Origin of the sequence: Microcoleus sp. ARI1-B5, from assembly GCF_036705795.1 — a bacterium.
In the GTDB taxonomy this organism is placed as follows: domain Bacteria; phylum Cyanobacteriota; class Cyanobacteriia; order Cyanobacteriales; family Microcoleaceae; genus Microcoleus.
Genome location: NZ_JAUBVK010000006.1, coordinates 115,384 through 138,406 on the forward strand (window position 1 = coordinate 115,384; position 23,023 = coordinate 138,406).

General features: G+C 46.9%; 13 protein-coding genes and 1 tRNA gene. 8 read left to right on the forward strand and 6 right to left on the reverse strand.

Annotation, left to right across the window (positions count from 1 at the left end; translation table 11 throughout):
- From QUB63_RS12025 to QUB63_RS12050, 6 genes are all read left to right on the forward strand, one after another.
- Positions 1–3,973 (forward strand): S8 family serine peptidase (locus QUB63_RS12025; protein ID WP_332945351.1); only part of this gene is annotated, 3,973 nt, incomplete at its 5' end.
- 262 nt (positions 3,974–4,235) lie between these two features.
- Positions 4,236–4,736 (forward strand): hypothetical protein, encoded by a 501-nt coding sequence (locus QUB63_RS12030; protein WP_332945352.1) that lies wholly within the window; start codon positions 4,236–4,238, stop codon positions 4,734–4,736.
- A gap of 71 nt (positions 4,737–4,807) precedes the next feature.
- Positions 4,808–11,740, forward strand: a complete 6,933-nt coding sequence (locus QUB63_RS12035; protein WP_332945353.1) for an FG-GAP-like repeat-containing protein — start codon at positions 4,808–4,810, stop codon at positions 11,738–11,740.
- A 321-nt stretch (positions 11,741–12,061) separates the two neighbouring features.
- Positions 12,062–13,420, forward strand: a complete 1,359-nt coding sequence (locus QUB63_RS12040) for a cytochrome 450 (protein WP_332945354.1) — start codon at positions 12,062–12,064, stop codon at positions 13,418–13,420.
- Between the two features lie 200 nt (positions 13,421–13,620).
- Entirely contained in the window at positions 13,621–14,166 is a 546-nt protein-coding gene (locus QUB63_RS12045; protein ID WP_332945356.1) for a hypothetical protein, read from the forward strand.
- 209 nt (positions 14,167–14,375) lie between these two features.
- Positions 14,376–15,002 carry a hypothetical protein gene (locus QUB63_RS12050; protein ID WP_332945357.1) on the forward strand — a complete coding sequence of 209 codons (627 nt, stop codon included), beginning with the start codon at positions 14,376–14,378 and terminating at the stop codon, positions 15,000–15,002.
- 294 nt (positions 15,003–15,296) lie between these two features.
- On the opposite strand, the gene QUB63_RS12055 is transcribed toward QUB63_RS12050, so the two are convergent.
- From QUB63_RS12055 to QUB63_RS12070, 4 genes are all read right to left on the reverse strand, one after another.
- Positions 15,297–15,370: transfer RNA gene (locus tag QUB63_RS12055), tRNA-Pro, on the reverse strand.
- A gap of 37 nt (positions 15,371–15,407) precedes the next feature.
- Entirely contained in the window at positions 15,408–15,773 is a 366-nt protein-coding gene (locus QUB63_RS12060) for a DUF1818 family protein (protein WP_332945359.1), read from the reverse strand.
- A 156-nt stretch (positions 15,774–15,929) separates the two neighbouring features.
- Positions 15,930–16,577 carry a hypothetical protein gene (locus tag QUB63_RS12065; RefSeq protein WP_332945361.1) on the reverse strand — a complete coding sequence of 216 codons (648 nt, stop codon included), beginning with the start codon at positions 16,575–16,577 and terminating at the stop codon, positions 15,930–15,932.
- 288 nt (positions 16,578–16,865) lie between these two features.
- A complete protein-coding gene (locus QUB63_RS12070) occupies positions 16,866–17,096 on the reverse strand; it encodes a DNA-directed RNA polymerase subunit omega (RefSeq protein ID WP_332945363.1) in 231 nt (76 codons plus the stop codon).
- Positions 17,097–17,245: 149 nt separating this feature from the next.
- On the opposite strand from QUB63_RS12070, the gene QUB63_RS12075 reads away from it, so the two are divergent.
- Positions 17,246–17,938, forward strand: coding sequence for a GDSL-type esterase/lipase family protein (locus tag QUB63_RS12075; RefSeq protein WP_332945364.1), 693 nt, complete (start codon positions 17,246–17,248; stop codon positions 17,936–17,938).
- Positions 17,939–18,043: 105 nt separating this feature from the next.
- On the opposite strand, the gene QUB63_RS12080 is transcribed toward QUB63_RS12075, so the two are convergent.
- Together QUB63_RS12080 and QUB63_RS12085 are read right to left on the reverse strand one after the other, a co-directional pair.
- Entirely contained in the window at positions 18,044–19,645 is a 1,602-nt protein-coding gene (locus tag QUB63_RS12080; protein ID WP_332945365.1) for a GIY-YIG nuclease family protein, read from the reverse strand.
- Positions 19,646–19,844: 199 nt separating this feature from the next.
- Positions 19,845–21,323 (reverse strand): amidase, encoded by a 1,479-nt coding sequence (locus QUB63_RS12085; protein ID WP_332945367.1) that lies wholly within the window; start codon positions 21,321–21,323, stop codon positions 19,845–19,847.
- Positions 21,324–21,669: 346 nt separating this feature from the next.
- On the opposite strand from QUB63_RS12085, the gene QUB63_RS12090 reads away from it, so the two are divergent.
- Complete coding sequence (locus QUB63_RS12090; RefSeq protein WP_332945369.1) at positions 21,670–22,923, forward strand: S-layer homology domain-containing protein; 1,254 nt, start codon at positions 21,670–21,672, stop codon at positions 22,921–22,923.
- Positions 22,924–23,023: the final 100 nt, after the last annotated feature.

The following is a 23,023-nucleotide window of genomic DNA, read 5'->3' on the forward strand; positions in this document are numbered from 1 at the left end:
TGTCACGCCACCAACGCCAACACCTGTCACGCCACCAACGCCAACACCTGTCACGCCACCAACGCCAACACCTGTCACGCCACCAACGCCAACACCTGTCAGAAGAGTGACACCTCCTGGTATTACTGTTAACCCAACAACAGGATTAACGACTGATGAAGGCGGACTAAAAACAACATTTACTGTCAAACCCAATACCCAACCTACTGCCGATGTCACAATAAATTTAAGCAGTTCTAATACAGCAGAAGGAACTGTTTTTCCGCAATCACTTACCTTCACTTCTGCTAGCTGGACTATAGCACAAACGGCAACAGTAACAGGTGTTGATGACCTTGTAATTGATGGCGACAAAGCTTACACCATTATTACCGCACCTGCTATTAGCAATGACAGCAACTACTCCGGGTTAAATGCAGCCGATGTTGCTGTTACCAATCTTGACAACAAGACCACTACTGCCGCACCAAAAGACGACGCTGCAAACACGGCAAATACAGCCAGTGACATCAATGTAACTTCTGCTCTCAAAACTCATAGTGATTCAGTTAGCAGCGCTGACGAAGATTTCTACAAATTCACGATCGGTGCTAAAAATGACTTCAGCTTGTCAGTCAACGGATTCACTTCTGATGTGAAAGTTGAACTGCTTGACAGCAGTCTAAATGTCATCTCAACGGCACAAAATTCTGGCAACTCTTCCAAGTCAATCAACCGCCTTTTGGAACACGGCACTTACAGAATTCGAGTTGCTTCAGTTAATGGTGCCGAAACTCCATACAACTTAAATCTGTCTGCTGTACCTCGCCTTTCAGGTGTCACAACCACAGGGTATCAAGATACTTCCTCCACACCTACGCCGTTAAGTTCAAATACCACAAACTCTTCTAACAGCAGCAACCCCAATTCATTCAATTTCCTGAGCAACAACAATTTCCTTGCTGCCACACCGAATCTTACCAATGTTAACAGCACCAATTCTGTTACCACACTCAACCCTAATGTCACCACTTCGCTGATTAATAACAACCCGATCGCCCCAGCGAATTTTAACGATATTGACGGCACTGATGACCCCAATCCCAATCATTTGACCCCCGCCAGTGTATCCAATTCATTGATTAAGCTGGATAAATTCCGCGCCACACCGAGTTTTTCCGGGATTGACGGCAGCGGTTATTCTGTAGCAGTATTAGATACTGGCATAGACTTAAATCACCCATTTTTTGGCCCGGACACCAACTCAAACGGCATCAGCGATCGCATCGTTTTTAACTACGATTTTGCCGACGGCGACGCGGATGCTAGCGACAGAAAAGGACACGGATCGAACATTGCAAGCATCATTGGTTCCCAAGACTCAACCTACAAAGGGGTGGCACCAGGTGCTAACATTATCGGCCTCAAGGTATTTCGGGATACGCCTCGTGAAAAAGACGAAAAAAATAAGTTTGCATTTGTAGAACAAGCCTTGCAGTGGGTATTGGAAAATGCAGACACTTACAAGATTGCCAGTGTCAATATGTCCTTCGGCGACGCCGAAAATTATCCCAGTCCTACTTCTACTTTACCCTACGGTATTGGAGATGAACTGGCAGCTTTGGCGGCGAAGAATATAATTGTTGCCTCCTCATCAGGCAACCGTTACTACCAGTACCAGAACGATCCAGGCGTGCAATACCCTGCCGCCGATCCGAATTCGCTGTCAGTTGGCGCGGTATATAACTCTGACATTGGTCTGTACAATTATGACGATTATTTTGTCAAGTATGATCCTACAAAATTCGTCACCGCTAATACCACTGCTGCCGATCGCATTCTCCCCATTTCTCAGCGTAGCGCGACATTAAGCACAGTTTTCGCACCGGGGGCACCTGTCACCGGTGCGGGCAAAGATGGCGATTTAATCACCTATCACGGTACCAGTCAAGCTACAGCCTACATTAGCGGGATTGCTGTATTAGCCCAACAGTTAGCACAGCAAAAATTGGGCCGCAAACTGACGCCAACCGAGTTCGCCAATCTTTTGAAATCAACGGGTGTCACTATCAACGACGGGGACGACGAAGACGATAACGTTACCAATACAGGTCTTGATTTCAAGCGCGTTGATGTACTGGCCTTAGCAGGAGGCATTGTTGGGAACCGTCCGCCAAGGGTTAACAATCCCATCCTCAGTCAGGGTCGCCAGAATTTTCACAGCGACTTCAGTTTAACTCTTGCTGCTAATACTTTTATCGACGACGATCCGGGCGATAAACTGACTTATTCCTACTCACTTGTACCGGAACCAGCCAACAGTTTTCGCCCGGGAGGAATTCCCCCTATCGATTGGCTTAGCGTCAACCCGAATACTGGCAATTTCATTCCGCCGGATTGGCTTAAGTTCGATCCGAATACACTCACCTTTAACGTTAATTTGAATGCGGGCAATGTTCCCCTGCAATTCTATTTGCCAATTAAGGTGACAGCAACGGACAATGCTGGTGCTAGTGTCAGTGACTCTTTCCACCTGTACCGCGACAATCGCTTTTCTACTGGCATTGCAATTGACGGTTATATCGCGGGTGCAACTCTCTTCTTAGATGCCAACAAAAACGGCATTAAAGATACTGACGAACCATCCACCATCACTGACAGCAACGGTGAGTTTAATCTCAATATTCCCTTCGACATTTTCGACAAAAATCAGAATGGAGAAATTGACTCATCAGAAGGAAATTTAGTTGCCACGGGTGGTACTGACACCGCCACTGGTTTACCTCTAGAAACACCACTCACCGCACCACCAGATTCTACAGTTGTCACGCTGTTAACCAGCTTAGTCGCCGGCTTGACAGACAAGGGAGTTGCACCGGAAACAGCACAATCTTTAGTCAAATCAGCGCTTTCTCTCCCCGCTGATGTTGACCTGACTACCTTAGACCCGATCGCAGCCACCAACAACAACCAACCGGGCGGCGTCCAAGTTTTCGCAGCAATGGTAAAAGTCCAAAACGCGATAACTCAAACAGCCGGTTTAATTGACGGCGCATCTAGTGCATCTACTCAGGATATTGTCAAGGCTGTTGTGGGTTCAATGGGCGAGAAAATCCAATCCGGTTCTGTCTTAAATCTCAGTAATGCAGCCGCCCTAGAACCAATAATTCAGCAAGCCGCTGCTAAAATCCAGCAGATTGACCCCAGTTTCAACATTCAAAAAGTCACCCAAATTACCTCGCAAGCTGCGACAGTAATGGCAACAGCCAATCAGCGCATTGATGCCGCTGTCTCCAACCCAGCAGGAACATCAATTCCCCAAGCAGTTGCCCGCGTCCAACAAGTAGCTTTAGGCGCAACTACTCAAGATTTCAAAGCAGTTGGTGCGGGAAGCAAGCCAATTTCCCAGTTAGTTGCTGAGAATACTGGTGCTGCTTTAGATACCAAAATTCAAGCTGTGACATTGCCGGAGGGCTCGGCGGTTCCTGTTGTCACTGGTGACGCTAATTTGGGTAGCAATTCTCCGAACCGAATTCTCGGTACAAATGGCAACGATATTCTCACTGGCGACAGTACGAATAATGTTTTGCTGGGTCTGAGGGGCAATGATTCCCTAGATGGCGGTGTTGGGAATGACACTCTGTTCGGCGGCAAAGGTAACGATACTTTGCTGGGCGGTAGCGGTGATGATGTCTTGTTTGGAAATCGCGGTGATGATTTGTTGGATGGCGGTTTGGGAAGTGATAGTTTGACTGGAGGGAATGGGGTAGATAAATTCTTGCTTTCCACCAATGCCGGGACTGATACTATTACTGACTTTGAAGTTGGTAAAGACTTGTTAGTTTTGGGTAACGGTCTGACTTTCGCGCAATTGTCAATTACTCAAGAAAACAGTTCAACTTTCATCCGCTTGTCAGCAACCGGAGAAATTTTAGCCTCTCTGAATGGGGTGACGGCAAGTGCGATTAATGCCAGCAATTTTGGCTCCATCTAATAGCAATAGGACTGATATGATGTCCGGTTAATCGACCATAATTTCTGTAGGGGCGGGTTCGCGAATATCTTTAATAGAAACGAGAGATTCTGTAAACCCGCCCCGATTTTCGACAGTACGATCGCGTCCGGGGCGGGTTTTTGAGATTGTCAATTATTGGCTGATATTGTTGGTGAACCCGCCCCTACCATATTAGATAATCGACCGGATTGGGTATAAGTCCCGATCGAGTATTAATGTATCCACCAATGAGGTTTTTGATATGAACGAACAGTCACAAACTATCTTCTTTCCTGTTTCTCGGTTTAAGTTGTTCGTGATGTCCATAGTAACGTTTGGATTTTATCAACTGTTTTGGTTTTACAAAAACTGGCAGCTATTAAAAGCGGAAGATGAAAGCAACATTAGCCCCTTTTGGAGAACTGTATTCGGGACTTTATATTGCTATCCCTTACTTGCAAAGATTAAAAATTGGGCTAAATCTCGCAGTGTTTATGCCAACTTTAGTCCCCTTTGGCTGACTGTTGCTTGGATTGGGATTATCGTATTTTGTCGGAATCTCCCAATTCCATACAGACTAGCGGGATTACTTTCTGTAATCGCTCTGCTTCCTGTTCAAAAGAGTGTGAATGAACTCAACAATCTAATGGTACCATACCACGATCCTAACAGTCGATTTTCGCTATGGAATATAGCAGCGATCGCTGTGGGAGGTGGCATAATTGTACTTGCGATCGTCGGGATACTGATGCCACCAACTTAGGTGCGATTTGCATCAGTTTCACAGCTTCAAAAATCAAAAATTACTGTTGTCAATTAATCGGGGAATTAATCATGTCTACTTTCAGTACCGCAACCAACTTTCCAGTCGGCGCAAATCCCAATTCCGTTGTTGTCGGAGACTTTAACAAAGACGGCAAACCAGATATCGCCACATCAAATAGTGGATCTAGCAACATCTCCATTCTGTTGGGGACAGGTACAGGCAGCTTTGGCACTGCCACTAACTTTAACGCCGGGGGTAGGCCCAACTTCCTTGCCGTGGGAGACTTTAACAGCGATGGCAACCTGGATCTAGCCGCACCTCAGAGTACCGGATCGGGGGAGTTTGTCTCTAATGACGTATCGATTCTGTTGGGGACAGGCACAGGTAACTTTGGCAACGCCACAACATTGAGTACAGGGATATTTACTCCCTCTGTTGCTGTCGGGGACTTTAACGGGGACAGCAAGCCAGATTTAGCTACGGCAACTACGGCAACATACACCTTCGGAAGCACTAACAATGTATCCATCCTGTTGGGAACAGGTACGGGCAGCTTTGGTGCGATTGCCAACTTTGATGTTGTGGGGAAACAGCCGCTGTCTGTCGTCACGGGAGACTTTAATGCTGACGGCAAACTAGACTTAGCCACGGCAAACAATCAATCTAACAACGTATCGATCCTGTTGGGGACAGGTACAGGCAGCTTTGGGGCTGCTACTAACTTTAATGCGGGGACAAGTCCGCAGTCTGTCGTCGCGGGAGACTTTAATGCTGACGGCAAGTTAGACTTAGCCACGGCAAACAATCAATCTAACAACGTCTCAATTCTGTTGGGGACGGGGACAGGCAGTTTTGGGGCTGCTACTAACTTTAATGCGGGGACAAGTCCCTATTCTGTTACAGTCGGAGACTTTAACAGCGATAACAAGTCAGACTTAGCTGTAGCGAACAGCGGGACAAACTCTAACAATGTCTCGGTTTTGTTGGGAGATGGTACGGGCAGTTTTGGGGCTGCTAGCAACTTTGGTGCGGCGGCTAATCCCTATGCTGTTGCTGTTGGGGACTTTAACGCTGACGGCAAGACAGACTTAGTAACAGCAAACAACGGGACAAATTCTAACAATGTCTCGGTTTTACTCAACAATACACCTGTAGTGAATTTCGGCGCTGCTGCCTACAGCGGCACAGAAGGAAACGCGGATACTATTATTAATATTCCGGTTACTGTCAGCAGCAGTCCCGTCAAAGATTTGATAGTGCCGATCGCAATTAACCCCAGCAGCAGTGCTACCCAAACTTCAGACTACACTTTTTCACCTACCACTCTCACCTTCAGTGCAGGTACCAAAACCCTGACTCAGAATATAGCAGTCACTGTCAAACCTGACAATATCCCAGAGAACGCCGAAACAGCGGTGTTCAACTTTGGCACAATTACTGACGGGATTGCAGGTACAACAAAACAAACAACACTGACAATTGCTGCCAATGATGCCATAGATTACGCCATTGCTGCTGGTACTCCCAGCACCGCCGAAGGCAACAGCGGCAAAACTCCTGTTACTTTCACGGTGACTCGCAGCGGCGGCATCAATGCTGTAAGCAGTGTAAATTATGCAATTGGAGGAACTGCTACAAACAGCAGCGATTACAACAAGATCGGCGGCACTTCCGGGGCAACTGGCGTCGCTGGTACGGTTAATTTCGCTGCGGGCGAAACATCCAAAACTCTGACGCTGGATGTGTTGGGCGATAGTGCGATCGAACCTGACGAAACTATTACTGTCACCTTATCAAATCCGGTTGCACCCGGCCCAAATCCGACAATTACAACTGCTAGCGCCACAACGACTATTACTAATGACGATACTGCGGGAATTGCCGTCAATCCCGCTAGCGGATTAGTGACGACAGAAGCGGGCGGCACTGCGACATTTACCGTCAAACTCAATACTCAACCGAGTGCTAACGTTAACATTGGTTTGAGTAGTTCCAATCCGGCAGAGGGAACAGTTTCTAGCAATAGTTTAACCTTCACTCCTGCCAACTGGAATGCACCGCAAACGGTAACGGTGACTGGTGTTGATGACAGCATTGCTGATGGCAGTAAAACTTACAATATTGTCACCGCTGCGGCTGTCAGTACCGACAGCAATTACAACAATGTCAATCCCTCGGATGTCAGCGTTAGTAACAGCGATAACGAAACTCCTGGCATTAGCGTTAACCCGACAGCGGGATTAACTACGACTGAAGCGGGAGGAAAAGCTAATTTCAGCGTTGTCCTCAACACGCAGCCGATCGCACCAGTGGCGATCGCACTCACCAGTTCCAATCCCGCAGAGGGAACTGTTTCGACAAATACCCTAACTTTCACTCCCAATACCTGGAATACTCCGCAGCAGGTAACGGTAACAGGTGTTGATGACAATATTGCTGACGGCAGTCAAACGTACAATATTGTTACTGCTGCTGCTGTCAGTACAGACAGCAATTACAGCAATCTCAATCCCTCGGATGTCGGCATCACCAACAGCGACAACGACACAGCAGGTGTCAGCATTTCTCCTGCGATCGCAACTGCTACGGAAGGATTTGCGAATGGCAGTTATACAGTTACACTAAATTCGCAGCCCACCGCAGCGGTGAATATTAGCTTTGATGTGGGGAATCAAATAAGTGCGATCGCGCCGATTACCTTTGACGCTACTAACTGGAATGTGGCGAAACCTGTCACAGTCACGGCTGTTGACGATGCGGTTGTGGAAGGAAGTCATACGGGCAGTATTTCTCATACCGCTACGAGTGCTGATAGTAAGTATAGTGCGATCGCAATTGGGGGTGTCAATGTCGCCATTACCGATAACGATACTGCACCGACGCCAACGCCTGCGCCACCAACGCCAACGCCTGCGCCACCAACGCCAACGCCTGCGCCACCAACGCCAACGCCTGCGCCACCGACGCCAACGCCTGCGCCACCAACGCCAACGCCTGCGCCACCGACGCCAACGCCTGCGCCACCAACGCCAACACCTGCGCCACCGACGCCAACACCTGCGCCACCGACGCCAACGCCAACGCCTGTCACGCCAATACGATCGGCAACACCTGTTGGTATTACTGTTAACCCAACAACAGGATTAACGACTAATGAAGGGGAAGGAAAAGCAACATTTAATGTCAAACTCAACGCTCAACCTACTGCTGATGTCAAAATAGATTTAAGCAGTTCCAATACAGCAGAAGGAACAGTTTCACCTGTATCTCTTACCTTCAACTCTGCCAACTGGAATGCACCGCAAAATGTAACAGTAACCGGGGTAGACGACAGTGTTGCTGACGGGAATAAAGATTACACCATTGTTACCGCACCTGCTGTCAGCAATGACACTAAATACTCCGGGTTAAATGCAGCCGATGTTGCTGTTACCAATAGCGATAACGATACCCCAGCAAACAAATCTAATTCTCTATTCATTCCCCTGATACCGGGACAAATTGTTGCAGAACCCGACCTTGACGACCCCACTGTTAAGCGCCAGCGGTTATCTAATGTCAAATTTGACTTAATAGACAAGCCGCAACTGGATTTAGACGATCGATCGCTCAACCTTAACTTATTCAACGATACGTCTTTTGACGTAATCATTGACAAAGTAAAAACCTCATACAATGGAGAAAGTTGGGTGCGAATTGGTCGAATTAAAGGTGCTTTAGATGACAGTGAAGTCATCTTGACCAACAGTAAAAAGGATGGCGTTGCGATCGGCAATATCAGGTATAAAGACAAATTTTACCAAATCCGCTACGCCGGTAACGGTCTCCATAGCATTCGAGAAATCGACCAAGCCGCCTTTCCTGATTCTCCCGAATTAAAGCAAGAAAGCGATGCAGTTCCCGTCCCCAGCGACAGTTTTGCTGACCTTCCAGACATCAGCGGAGATTTGACTGGCGACGACCCTGCGGTAATAGATGTCATGGTCGTTTATACCAAGTCAGCCAGAGACGGTGCCGGTGGTACTGCCGCCATGAATACCTTAATTGACTTGGCTGAATCTGAAACAAATTTAGGTTACGAAAATAGTGGCGTAAACCAGCGGATACGGATAGTACACAGAGAGGAAATATCCTACAGCGAAAGTGGCAATTCCATCACAGATTTAGACAGACTCCGCAATACTTCCGACGGTTTTCTAGACAACGTTCACCAATTGCGGAATACCTATTCGGCTGACATGGTGAGCTTATTTGTTAATAACTTAGAGTCCGGTATCTGCGGTCGGGGTTCCCTAATGACAACTCCAAGCTATGGGTTTGCAAATTCAAGCTTTACTGTAATTAAAACGAGTTGTGCAGTAGGAAATTTAACTTTTGCCCACGAACTAGGACACAATTTAGGTGCTCAACATAATGCAGAAAGCACTGGTGGTGATATTGCTTATCCCTACTCTTACGGCTATCGGGATACCACGGGTCCAAACACTTTCCGCACCATCATGTCTTACCAGACTGAGCCTCCCACTCCACCCATTCCACGCATCAATCGCTGGTCTAATCCCGATCTCACTCATCTCGGCGAACCCACAGGAACGAGTTCGACAAATAATGCTCGCACACTGAACAATACGGCAATTTATGCTGCTAATTGGCGGCACTCAAACGATAATTTTGAGAAAGCTAAAACTGTCAGCGGTAGTTTTTTTTCCACAACTGGTTTAAATGTCAACGGCACCAAACAGACAGGAGAATTAAATCACGCAGGTAACAGCGGCGGTAAATCTATTTGGTGGTCTTGGACAGCCCCAAGTTCCGGCCCGGTAACAGTTTCTACAGCCGGCAGTTCTTTCGATACTTTGTTGGGGGTTTACACTGGCGGTTCTGTTTCTAGTTTGGCGACTGTTGCTAGCAATAATAACGACCCTGCTGGCGGTCAAACCAGTCGAGTCAACTTTACTGCTACTGCCGGTAGAACTTACAAAATAGCAGTAGACGGCTTCGGCGGATCGTCAGGTTATATTAATCTGAATCTGAGTCCGGGCGTCAACCGTCCGCCAGTCTTAAACATTCCTTTTCGCGAACAAGGTTTGAGGTTACTGGCATCGGGTAGGCGTCCTAGCAGATTGCAGTTTACTTTTCAAAACAACACTTTCGCTGACCCCGATCCCGGCGATACGCTGACTTACACTGCTGATTGGTATGAAAATGTCACCAACTTTGAGTGGCGAAATGTCAGCGGGGGGCAATCGCCAATCCCGACAAGTTGGAACCGCATTAGCCCCTTACCAACTGGCATGAGTTTCGACGCCAGCAGTCGGACTTTCATAGTTGACAATAGGTTGCCTCTCGAGCAAAACTACTGGATTCGGGTAACAGCCAGGGATGCTGCCGGTGCATCAGATATAGCATTTTTCGATCTTTACAATCAAGGTCGGGGTTCTGTAATCGACGGTTACATTGCTGGCGCTACTGTGTTCTTTGATGCTAACAAGAATGGGGTACTGGATACCCAGGAACCTTCTACAAAAACTGGCCCTAAAGGTGAATACGAACTCGATTTTTCCTCCGAGGTGTTTGACAAGAATCAAAATGGCGAAGTCGATCCTGATGAAGGCAATATTGTTGCTTTCGGCGGCACAGATACTGCTACGGGTTTGCCTCTAGAAACACCCGTCACTGCACCGCCTTACGCTACTGTTGTCACGCTGTTAACTACTCTGGTAGCGGATTTAATTGACAAAGGAATTGACAGCGATCGCGCCGAATCTCTGGTCAACTCTTCTCTTTCGATTCCCGCTGAAGTTGACATCACTGATTTTGACCCGATCGCAGCTACCGAAAACAATATAGCGGGCGGTGTCGAAACTTTGACTGCAATGGTAAAAGTCCAAAATTTCATCACTCAAACAGTTGCACTGATTGACGGTGCATCCAATCTGACAAATACTGACATTGTGAAAGCGGTTGTAAGTGCGATCGCCGGTCAAATTCAATCGGGTACAACTCTCAATCTCAGCGATGCCGCCCAATTGCAGTCAATTTTCCGGCAATCTCTAACTATTTCCCAACAGTTAGACTCGACTTTTAACAGCCAGCAGTTGTCGCAAATTGCCCCGGATGCAGCTAAGGTAATGGCCGAAGCAAATCAGCGCATTGACTTCGTTGTATCCAACACGGCAACAGCTTCAATTAACCGAGAAGTTGCGCGCGTGCAAAAGGTAGCTTTAGGGGAGACAGCCAAAGATTTCAAGGAAGCCGGTGCCGGCATTAAAACTATTGCAGCGGTAGTTGCGGAAAATACTGGCGCTGCTTTAGATGCCCAAATTCAACAAGCGACTCTGCCGTCCGTTCCTGCTGTTCCTTTGATTAGGGGGGAATTAGATGCGATCGCAGCTAACTCCACTCAAAGCGGCACTGACGGCGACGACATCCTCTCCGGCGACAGCGGTAACGATGTCATCACCGGCAAACGCGGCAATGATACTCTCAGCGGCTTTGGCGGTAATGACTGGATACACGGAAATCAAGGCAATGATTCCCTCGACGGCGGCGACGGCGACGATAGTCTTTACGGCGGCAAAGGAATCGATAATTTATTCGGCAATAACGGGCAAGATATCCTGTTCGGAAATCGCGGTCAAGATAGCCTGATTGGAGGTGAAGGCAACGACAGTCTTTACGGCGGCAAAGGTAACGATATCCAGCTTGGCGGTGATGGCGACGACTTCCTCAGCGGTGAAAATGGAGATGATAGTTTGATTGGAGGCCTCGGGGGCGATCGCTTCCTACTATCTACCAATTCGGGCATCGATACGATCGCCGACTTTGAAGATGGCAAAGATTTGCTAACACTCGCCAACGGCATTACTTTTTCGCAATTGGCGATCGCTGAAAGTAGCGGTGCAACATTAATTCGCTTGGCGGCAACCGGAGAAATTTTAGCTTCTCTAACTGGAGTGTCTTCGAGTCTGATTGGTGTCGCCGATTTTAGCTCAATCTAATAGTAAGTAGTCGCAGATAACCGCAGTTATCTGCGACTCTCAGAGATTGGGGCTAATACTTGAGAAGCCGAGAGTATATCTACTTACCATAAATTTGTAATAAATTCCATCAAATCTCCGGAATAAGGCTAGACTTGGACGCAGACATATTCAGTAGAATTAATCTATATTGCCACGACGTTCACCAATAAAGATGGCTATAGTTATACTTACTGATTTTCGCATTTTTGGGGGTATTGAATCTCGGTCAATAGGGGTTCAATACCCTCTTGCTGCTAAATCCGAAGCGTGTTATAGCCAGAGGAGCTCGGAGGAATTATCATGAACCTAAATTTAGATACTATTTTCTCACCGCTGATGAACCCTGCCCTGAACGAGTTTCAGGCTTGGGCTTTGCAAAATCCCCAGGAGAGTCTCAGCAAAACGATGCTGCCCGCGATCGCCCTAATTGAAGGCTTAATTGCCAACGAACCCACGTATTTGCCGGCAAAACGGCTGGCTTTGGGAGCAAATTTTTGCTGCGCGGGACAAGTGGTGATGGGAGAGTTTGACACGCTGGAAAAAGCACTGACATCGCCTCAGGCGCGCGGATGGCGGCTGGGTACTTCTGTGCTCGATCCGGATCTGTCCCCCAACCAAGATGTCGGCGGTAGGAACCTTTTCCTGCTGTCTTTGTCCGATCGCGAACCAGACGGTACCAGCAACCACGCAGCATTCCGAAGCTGTATGCAGAAATATCTCTTCAACAGCGCCACAACCGATCGCCAAGAAGACGAAATCAGCAGGCGGTTGCTCGCTCGGCTGGCGGCGGATTATACCGAGATGCCGCACGGTGCGGGGGGAACATTTTTTACCGATGTCAGGCGCGGTTGGATGGGATTTTTAGTTCCATACCTGCACTACGTAATTTTTGGGATTAACCCAGACGACAAGGAGTCGATCGAACTTCTCACCGATTTACATTACATCCGCCAAAGCCCAGCGCACTACTTCGCCGTCGCGGGCAGCCTGCTGCAAAGCCTGAACCTGTTTGGACACGGGGATTTGTCGGCTTTAATCGAGCGCGCGGCGACGATATACGAAAATTCTCCCGCCTTAGCCGACTTCGAGGTGAGCTCGGAAAATAACAACATGACTAGGCGGGAATTGGCGAAGCTGATGACAGCAATTATGGGGATAGCGGGACTGCAAGGCCCCCTGCACCTAGGCTACACGGCTATGGGATACCGCCCTCTCCCGGCGTATAAAGGAACACAGACAGCCCAAATTAATCCGACGGATTTTTGGGACGATCTCGATTTGGACGATCGCCAGTCGATCGAGCTTTTCCTCCTGGAATGCGCGCGCCTCTGGGCTCCCGTCAGCGCCACGCACCGAGTCGCGACAGAGCCCTTCACCGCCACGGTAGCGGGCAAACAGCGCACTTTCCCCGTCGGCACCAAGGTACTGATACCGATCAGTTTGGGACACCTAGACGGCAGTTTCTGGGGCTCTACGGTGTACGAATTCAACGCTAAACGCGAGAATTTGTGCCCTTATCATATGGGATTTCATGCGGTGGGCGATCGGAGTGCGGGACGGATTTGTCCCGCTAAAGATGTTGCACTCAAGATGTTGGTGGATGTCATGAGTACCGTTGGCAAAGTTCGGCGATCGCGGGCACCTAATTTGCAGGGGTAATTAATCCAAAAACCAGGTTCGAGCGTTCGGACTTCAGTCCTCATCCCCAGCCTAAATCAAAGCGCAAAAACCCGTTCGCAGCATCGGACTTTAGTTTTCTATCCCGGTCTGAAGAAAAACTGAAGTCCGAACGATCGAACCTAATTTTGGTTATCTAACTGGGCACGAAATGTAAACAATTTTCGAGGTTAAATAATACCATGTTAATCGAAACAAAGAAACTAAAAGACATCGCAACTTGGATGAAAGCAGAACATCCACCCGAATTCCCCGAAGTTCTGCAAGGTATCTTCTTTATGGACGGGAATATTTTACCGGACTATTGTCTGACGATGTACAATTCAGAATGGAATGCCGAGCAACGGACGTTATTGCTGCGGATTTATGAACCTGTTGTCTGGACATTTCATTCATCAATGGCGGGACGGATGTTACTTTATGCCGTCAAATTTTCTCGCTTCAGCTACTTGTTCCGCTTCTCGGATGCCACTTTGCAGCACGGACACATCACGCCGATCGCGTTTGGATTGTCTGTGCCGCCGTGGATTATGGATTTTTTGATCGATCGAGATCCGAACACTCCGAATGGGGATATCTGGGATCGCAGAAACTCGTTTTTCGGCAGACCTCCTGAAAAAGGCTATACACTCCGCAGAGTTGTAAACAAAGATGGGAACCCCACATCAGCATTTCCAGATTTTCTGTCGAAAGTTGGCACTGAGTGTTTAATTATTGCTCAAGAGTGAAAATATTTAGGACAACTACTAAACCCGCTTAATTAGGCGGGTTTTTGCGATCGCAGCAGCGGAATTTGAACCCGCGACTCTCATTGCGATCGGCCGAGTCACAGCAAAATTTCCCAAAAACAACCGATTTGGGCGATCGCCATCTCTGGGATAGCCTTATGTATAATACACAAAGACATAGACGACATTTGTGCATTCTATTAATTAAAATGAAACAAAAAAAATCACAACCTAATATTGCCACTAAAATCCAAAAATGGGTTCAAACAGCCAAAGAAGCTAAAGAAACTCGATTTGCTATTTCCATAACCAGGCTGACAAGTATCAAAAGTTTGTGCGCGGATCGAGTTGCCGCCGAAAAATTTGGGTTCGACATTGCTAAACGAGTACAACACCAGATGAATCAGGCTACTTGTCCCGAACACTACCCCGAGGAAGAATGGGAACAGCACAAACAGGTAATGGATGAAGCGATCGCCCAAATGGAAATTTACTTAGAAAATCCTAGTGATGAAGGCGAGCAATCTATCAATAGGTTGTTGAAAAAAATTGATAGCCTACAAGGAGATGACCGTCGTAATGTTCACTGGACAACAGTACATTTTGTCCGCAGTGGAGATTTACTGAAATTAGACTATGCACTGCGTTGTTTCGCAGACCAAGATTTTCCCTATTGGACTTATAAACTAGCTAGAGAATACGTTGAATGCTATTCGTTGCATTATGGCACAGGCATAACTCCTGAATCTATACCCATGTTGTTAGAAGTAGCAGAATTTTGGTGTCAGTATTATTTCGCTCAAAGTTTGAGTGAGAAATTTCCCGAGTTTGTCTAAAACCAGCTTCTCTGCTTCGCGCTGATTCAGCTTGTTTATGAGACCTCTCAAGATTTGAAATTATCTGCGTTGCATCTGCGTCGAGGAGCTTTGCATCTGCGGTTGACCGGCTCGCATCAAAGATTTATGCAATTGCTCGTCTAAGCTTTACCGAGTCTTTGGACTTATCGCACTTTTATCGCAGTTCATGTCTGAGTCTGACATACTCTGTCACCCAAGAGTGAGAATGTCCAACTCTAGCTGCGGAACTGTAGAAACGACAAAACCTTCTCAAGCGAGAAGGTTTTATCACAATCGGAGCGACACGATTTGAACGTGCGACCCCCACTACCCCAAAGTGGTGCGCTACCAAGCTGCGCTACGCCCCGACAGCTTTAATAGCTTAACATGGAATTCCCGAAAATGTCAAAAAACTTTTAAAACTTTTGCGGCCTGCACCAAACCGGGCGCCGCAGCCGCCGGCCAAAAACCCTCGCCGCGACGGCCAGCATTCAAGATCAACTGCACGCTGTAAGCTTCGGGATAGCCTTCTACCTGCACCCACAGCAAGTCGCTTTCGGCTTCAACGGCGATTTTTTCCTCGTCCATTAACTCAGAGGCCATTTGACTCATTGTGGCGGCCAATTGTCCCAACAATCGGCAGAAATCGTTTAACTCAGCTTCCGTGAGTTCCATCGCCCAACCCTCCCCAGCCACCAAACCCTGAAACTCCTCGGCCTCGGGGCTCCACCCCAAACGCCAGCCAACACCTGTCTTAATTACACGTTCCATCGATCGATTTTAGATTTTGGATTTTGGATTTTGGATTGATTGATTGGGTGATTTTAGGACTTACCCGCTGCTGTCGAGAAACCGGGTTTTTGCCGAAAATACTGGGTTGTACCACGCAGATTAGCCAAAAACCCGGTTTCTAGGCCTCGTCCAATCTTACGGTATCAGCAACTTTGCATCTCCCGGCTGCGGCTGCGGTATTTCCGGGGAAGTCTCGCGCCCTTGTGGTTTTGTCCCCGCCGCCGGTGCGCGCCCGCGCCCGGAATTCTCGGTAAAAACATCAACCAAAGCTTGAACCAAAGCATCCCGCTGTCTTTTATTTAAACTTTGAATAGCAGCGCGATCGCGTTCCATCGGATTTTCTCGCAAAACATCGTTTCCCGGATACACGCCTTCCACCAAATAATCGGGAGTCGCCCCCAGATAGTCAGCTAAACTCAACTTCCAATCAAAGCGGTAATTCGGCGGCCTTCCTTTGACAAACACGTGATATCGAATCAAGCGCCCGACTAAAGTATTGTTTGGATCGACTTTTCCAGTTTCCTTAGAAATGTAGTTATTCTCGATCGGCAAATCCGGCAATTTTTCATACACAAATTTCCACGCATCTTGCGCCCTCACTTGCAACGGCGCAGATTGTTGAGCAACGCGCACCGCAGACGCCGACGCAGAACTCCGCAGCAGCGAAGGTTCCAAAGCCGACATACTCAGTTCGCCCGATTCCAATACCCCACTCAAAAGCGTGAAAATCGCCACACTCAAAGTAACTAACAGAAAACTCAAGCCTAGCTTTAATTTTTTCACTGTTTTGACTATTTCAAAAATAGAATAATTTCATAAACTTACTTGCCAGCAGCTCTCCTATTTAATGATTTACGAAAATAAACTTGGTTTGGAGCATCCCGCTTTGGTAAAAATAGTTTCTTACGAGTGCTGTCCCGATCGCTTGCGTCTCTATTTCTAGCTGCCTTGCCTATATAAAATAAACCGAGTTTCTCGCCCCAGCGCACAGTCTAGTTTGAGAAAGTTTTGAGTTTTGAGTTAACAAAAATTGCTCGCAATTCACCGCTCAAAACTCAAAACTCCCGCAGTCTAGATGTCTCCGATAATTTCCGGCTGAGTCAATTCGTCCGACATCTCAAATATCGCCCGCATTACAGGTTTCATTTGATGGTCGTCCATATTGTCAAAATCTTCATAGCGACGGCGTTTGGCGCGGTTCGCCACCTGCACCGTAATCCGATAGCGGTTGGAGGCAGCACTGATCAACTCTTCCGCCCGACGGGTTAGCTGAGTTGAATCGAAGGTTGGACGCTTAACCATGAGATTACCTACTTTATTTAATGTTACATTCTACTTGACTGACAATTCTATCAGACCTTGGCTGCCCCTGCACGGGCCGGGCCCGATCCGCCCCGATGGCGGTTAATATGTCTGAAGATTCTTAAATAATTTACTGGGTATCATTGCTTATGCAGGCAGCAACAGCCTATTCCTTTGGTCACTTGCATCGGGTAAATTCCCATCCCCTCAAATTGGTTGCTTTTGGCGACAGCTTAATCTACGGTTTCGGCGACGGTGTAGGCGGGGGTTGGGTGGAAAGATTGCGGCGCCAGTGGATGTTAACGGAGAGTGCAGGACACGTTTTATACAATTTGGGCGTTCGGGGCGATCGCACCTATCAAGTCGCTCAGCGCCTCGAAAACGAGTTTCGCCAGCGTGGCGAGCTCAGAAACCGCGTCCCGGATGCGATTATTCTTTCCGTAGGCCTCAACGATTCGGCGAGAGTGCAGTCGCCTACCGGGCGCAGCTACACTGATTTTGAACATTTTAAAACTGTTTTGGATAATTTGTTAAATCTATCCCAACAACTTTGTCCGGTGATATTTGTGGGGATGGTGCCGGTGGATGAAAGTAAAATGCCTTTTCAAGATTGTTTGTATTACAGTCATGCTGACCAATATCGCTACAAGGAAGCAACGAAATTAGCTTGTCATTTGCGGGGAATTCCCTATTTAGATATTTTTGATAAATGGCTCGATCGGGGCAGTGATTGGTGGCGATCGCGCCTGATTGCAGATGGCCTGCATCCGAATGCAGCGGGCTATCAAGCTTTATTTGAAGATGCGACAAGTTGGGAACCGCTAGCCGCTATTAGTCATTAGTCAGTAGTCAATAGTTAGTGGTTATTAATCAGCTAGGCTGTTGCGCCTTTAATGCAGCTTGTCTAAAAAACTGTGTAATTGATATTACTCTTTTTTTGCAAGCAGCTATGTGCGTAGACACTCTACTTTGAATGAAAACTTCAGCTTAGGGATTCCGCTTGCCTGTAAAAGATGGGCGATCGTGTCTACACTTTCATCGTATGACATATTATCTTTAGAACCAAATGGAATATCTGCTTTCCATTTCCCATTTAAGGTGACAGTGAGTATAGCAGGTGCTATAAATCTTCTAGGCGATACATACGCCTTGCTTACATATCCTTCTTCTTCGTTCAGCTTTACTTTAGCAAAATCCGACAAGTAGGTTTCTAGCAGCAACCAAAACCCTCTATCTACTGTGGCCTGCAAATAAACTTCTTTGTAACGTTCGCGCAAAGAGATTTGACTCGTCATTCCTTTTGCACCATATATTGTATTGTTCATCCGCATAACTTCAGAATTAACAATTCTGTCTCCTATAGGCTCTTTGAGCTTACCAAAGAATGGCTTAATAAAGATATTCATTCTTTTATCTGTACTGCTGTCTATGTAATTATCATCCTTTGGTAGTTGCTCTAGATACCTATTTACCTCATAACGATTTAAGTCAATACCGCGTTCCGTTAACAAGGTCGCCAGATAGTGTTTTTTATTGGCAAGATTAGCTAACCTTACAAGCATACCTGTATTACTATCCCTGACAGTTGTTGTGTTGGTTGGTAATACTTGATCTTTACTGAAATCTATCTCTTCATTAAAAAGTAATTTAACCAAATCTTGTTTATAAGGATATATTCGTTGTATAGCCTTGCGGGAAAGTCTCTCATATAGGTCATATTGGTTATCTTTAGCCAAAGATATCCCTCCAATCCCAAGCAAACACTTATTTTTTAGGAGGGCTAAAGAAGCTTCATTAACAGCCCTAACGTCTACATTTGCCACTTGAGTCACATCGTACCCTTGAATGTATTGTAATGCTTCTCGCTCGATTCCATATACTTCTATAATGAACCCATTAACCAACAATCTTCTCACGGCTAATTCATAAATGGGTTTACCTTTATAAGTATAAGCAAATTCCCAATTATTATAATAATTACTGCGCTTTCTAAAAATCCTTCTCAGGAAACGCATTTCTGAGTGCCAGTTGTAGCCTAATTCACTTAGATTTATGCAAATGTGTATTACACTCAGAGGCAAAACAGCCTTTTTTACTCTCCAACTATCTTGCCAATTAAGAGAATCTTCGATGAAATTAATATCTTCTTTTCGGGCGGCTTCTACACCTAATACAAAACTGTAAGGGGCTAGGCTAAATAACGTTTGCCGTAACAATGTCTCTGTTGGATGTAATTTTTTAGCCTTGATTTTAGTTCCATTCAACTGCGGACTGTACTGCTCAATCCGCTCCTGCTCTCTAATATCAAGTAGCGATTCAGGCAATAATTCGTAGTAGATAGTAAACTGTTGTTTTCGTTGCTTTTGTAGTTGATCTAGTCTGTGGTGACTGTCACCTGTCCACCGGGTTCGTAGACTCTTTGCTTTTCCGATGTACCAAATTATGGATTTTTCATCTACCACGTAATATATTCCCGATTCTTCTGGCAGTAGCGTTCTGCCCTTTAAACTTATATGCGGTAATTGCAGGATATGTTCGTCTGCGCTCATATTGTGCTTCTAGAGTTGATGCGATATATGTCGTCTATATCTAATATTCCCATGTGTGTTAGCTAATCTCAATAGAACTGGCAGTTATTCTCAAACGGCTTTGTTCGTAAATCCTGTTAATTACAGAGACAGAGCTTACGCATGACGCACCATCCAAAAATCGTGCGTCATGAGCGGGTTTTTTGTGCCGATCGACTGTTCAGTAACCAGGTGGGTGTTGCAAGCTACCAACCACTTTGTCGATCGCTTCTGCGATCGCCAACAACTCCATCTCACGCCACCGCTTACCAATAATTTGCATTCCAATCGGTAAACCATTTTGAGTTTGTCCAATTGGAATTACCACCGCAGGATGTCCACTAAGATTAGAAGGCATGGTGTAAGCCCCGTTTGCCACTGCATGAGGATAGGATCTGCCATTAACGTCAACGGCACTCCAAGCGGGACGATGGGTAAACGCAGCGGTTGCCGCAACTGGACAAAGCCATACATCCCAAGGTTCTAATGCCTCATCCATATCCGCAGTGAAGCGATCGCGCTGTGTGAGTGCCTCGAAATATCCTTTCAAACTTGGATTCAATATCTCAGGTAGGAATCTGCTGAAATCTCCCAATTTTCGGAGTTCCTTGTCGCCTTGGGTGGCGGTGCGGAAGATTAACTCTAAACTACGACGCAGGTTATATCTATCCTGCGGTTGAGCGTAGATAGTCAGGTACATTGACATCCGTCCGTAGAGATTCAATATTTTGGAAAGCTCAAAGTCTTTGGGAAGCCAGCGTTCGGTTTGGACACCTGCGTGAGAGAGTGTCTGCACGATCGACTCTATAGCTGCTCGAATTTCAGAAGCAACGGGAACTTCGGCCCATTCAGCGCTCCAAGCGATTTTGAGCTGCTGCAAAGGCTTGCCAGAGGGTCGATCGAGCGGAATCGGTGGGACATCAGGGCGCCGCAGGTCCGCGCCTGCAATTAAGGAAAAACACAGCCGGATATCTTCGAGCGATCGAGCAAAACACCCCACTGTCATCATTTGCCGAATAGACAGTGGCATTCCCGGCACTTCAGGAATCTGCCCTGCTGTAGAAATACGGCGATCTGTCGGCTTTAAACCATATATGCCGCAGAAATGAGCAGGCTGACGCACCGAACCCCCGAAATCGTTGCCCAAATCTAACGGTGAAAGTCCTGCTGCGACAGCCGCGGCACTCCCTCCAGAACTGCCCCCAGGTGTGCAGTCAAGATGCCAAGGATTATTCACCCGTGGAAACAGAGAATTTGTGCTTTGATAATCGGCAGCCAGTTCCGCCATGTTGGTTTTTCCCATGATGACGGCACCTGCGGCCCGCAATCTCGCAACAGCAGTTGCATCCTGTTGAGGCACATAATCTTTGAGGGGAATATAGCCTGCTGTGGTGCGGAGTCCGGCTGTTTCAAAAATGTCTTTAATCGTGATGGGAACCCCATGTAAAGCACCCCAGTTTTCTCCTCTGGCTAGGGCTTCATCGGCAAGTCTTGCTCTAGTACGGGCATTGTCTTCATCCAGCGTACAAATGGCGTTTAATTGCGAGTTGTGCTTGGCGATTTGAGTAAGGTAAGCGTCGAGAACTTCGACGGCAGAGACTTGGCGATCGCGAATCATTCGCGCTAGCTGATGGGCAGAGGCAAACGTCAGGCTACTCATAAGCAACAAACAGGTATTTCTCGATCGAGTCAATTATAGTCACTTTTAGTTAATATAGTTAACTAATATCAAACGGCTGCGGCCATAAATCCTGTTAATTGCAGACACAAGGTAGATAAGGAAGATAAGTAACATAAGGATCTTAAGGGATTTAAGCTTTTTAAAATTCCCAAAGCAGCATCAAAATATTTATTTTAAAAGACCGTATCTTCCCCGCACCAGAAGTAAAATCATTCAATAATGATTACATAACTGAGGGAAAAAGCCAGTTGGGCAGGAACCAATCAGCCTATCAAAAGCTTAGTTCTCCTCAATAAAAAAATTGTGTAAATTGGAGAATCAAAAAATGTCTGTATTACACCGCATCAAATCCGGTACATCTGTTTTATTAACCTTGGGAACAGTTGCCGGAACCGCAGCGCCGATGCTCGCTCCCGCGCCTGCTTTTGCTCAGACAGCTTTTTCGGATGTTAGTAATAACTACTGGGCAAAAGACTTTATTCAAGATTTGTCAGAAAGAGGAATTATTAAGGGTTTTCCCGATCGCACTTTCCGCCCGGATGCACTGGTAACGCGGGCTGAATTCGCGGCAATGATCCGTTCTGTGAAAAAGGCAAAAACTCGCGCTGCTGTAAATTTTGCCGATGTTCCGTCTAATTTTTGGGCGCGGGGGGCGATCGCAGAAGCTTACGAAATGGGATGGATGTCTGGCTATCCCGGCAATGTTTTCAGGCCCTCACAGCAGATTCCTCGCGTTCAAGTTGTAGTCGCTTTAAATAACGGACTTGGCTATGAGCCTAAGTGCAATTTTCAAGATGTTCTCAGCTACTATAATGATGCGGGTGAGATTCAGACTTATGCTGCCAAAAGCGTGGCTGCTGCTACTGAAAAACAGTTGGTTGTCAGCTATCCCAATCCTAAATCTCTGAAACCAAATCAGTCAGCCACGCGGGCTGAAGTAGCTGCTTTTATCTATCAAACATTAGTCAGTACCGATCGAGCAAGAGCAATTAATTCTCCTTACATTGCTAAGATTGATATTGGCCAGAGTGTTGCTGTGAAAATCCCTAGCGGGGTGACTATTCCCATCGAGTACGCAAAAGGCAAGATTTTGCTCGGCCCCAATGACAAGTCTCCGATTACGCTGACTGTGGCTGCGGATATCGCAGGGAATAATGGCCAAGTGCTGATACCCGAAGGCTCGAAAATTAGCGGCGAATTGCGATCGACTGCTGAGGGCGTTCAGTTTGTGGCGCAAGAATTGAGTATCATCAACGGTAGCAGAGTGCCTTTGAATGCTACTTCGCAGGTGATTACTCGGAAAGAAACTGTGACTAAGGGCGTGAATGTTGGTAATCTGATTAAGAACACGGCTTTGGGTGCAGCAGCGGCGGCGGCGATCGCGGGAGTTACGGGCGATCGGGCGATCGCCACTGAAGAGGTGCTCGGCGGTGCGGGAATCGGAACTTTAGTCGGGGTATTTTTGGGTAGAAATAAAGTTGATTTGTATGCTGTTAATCCTGACACCGATTTAGATTTGCTGTTGAATTCCGACTTGGTATTGGGTACTGCGATCACAGGCATTTGTAGCGCTCGGTAGAAGGAAGTTCGGCAGCGGATTTTGTAGCGGATTTAACGGATGTAATGGAGGTCAGTGACGCACGCTGATCTCAGAAACCCGGTTTCTTTGTAGATTTTTT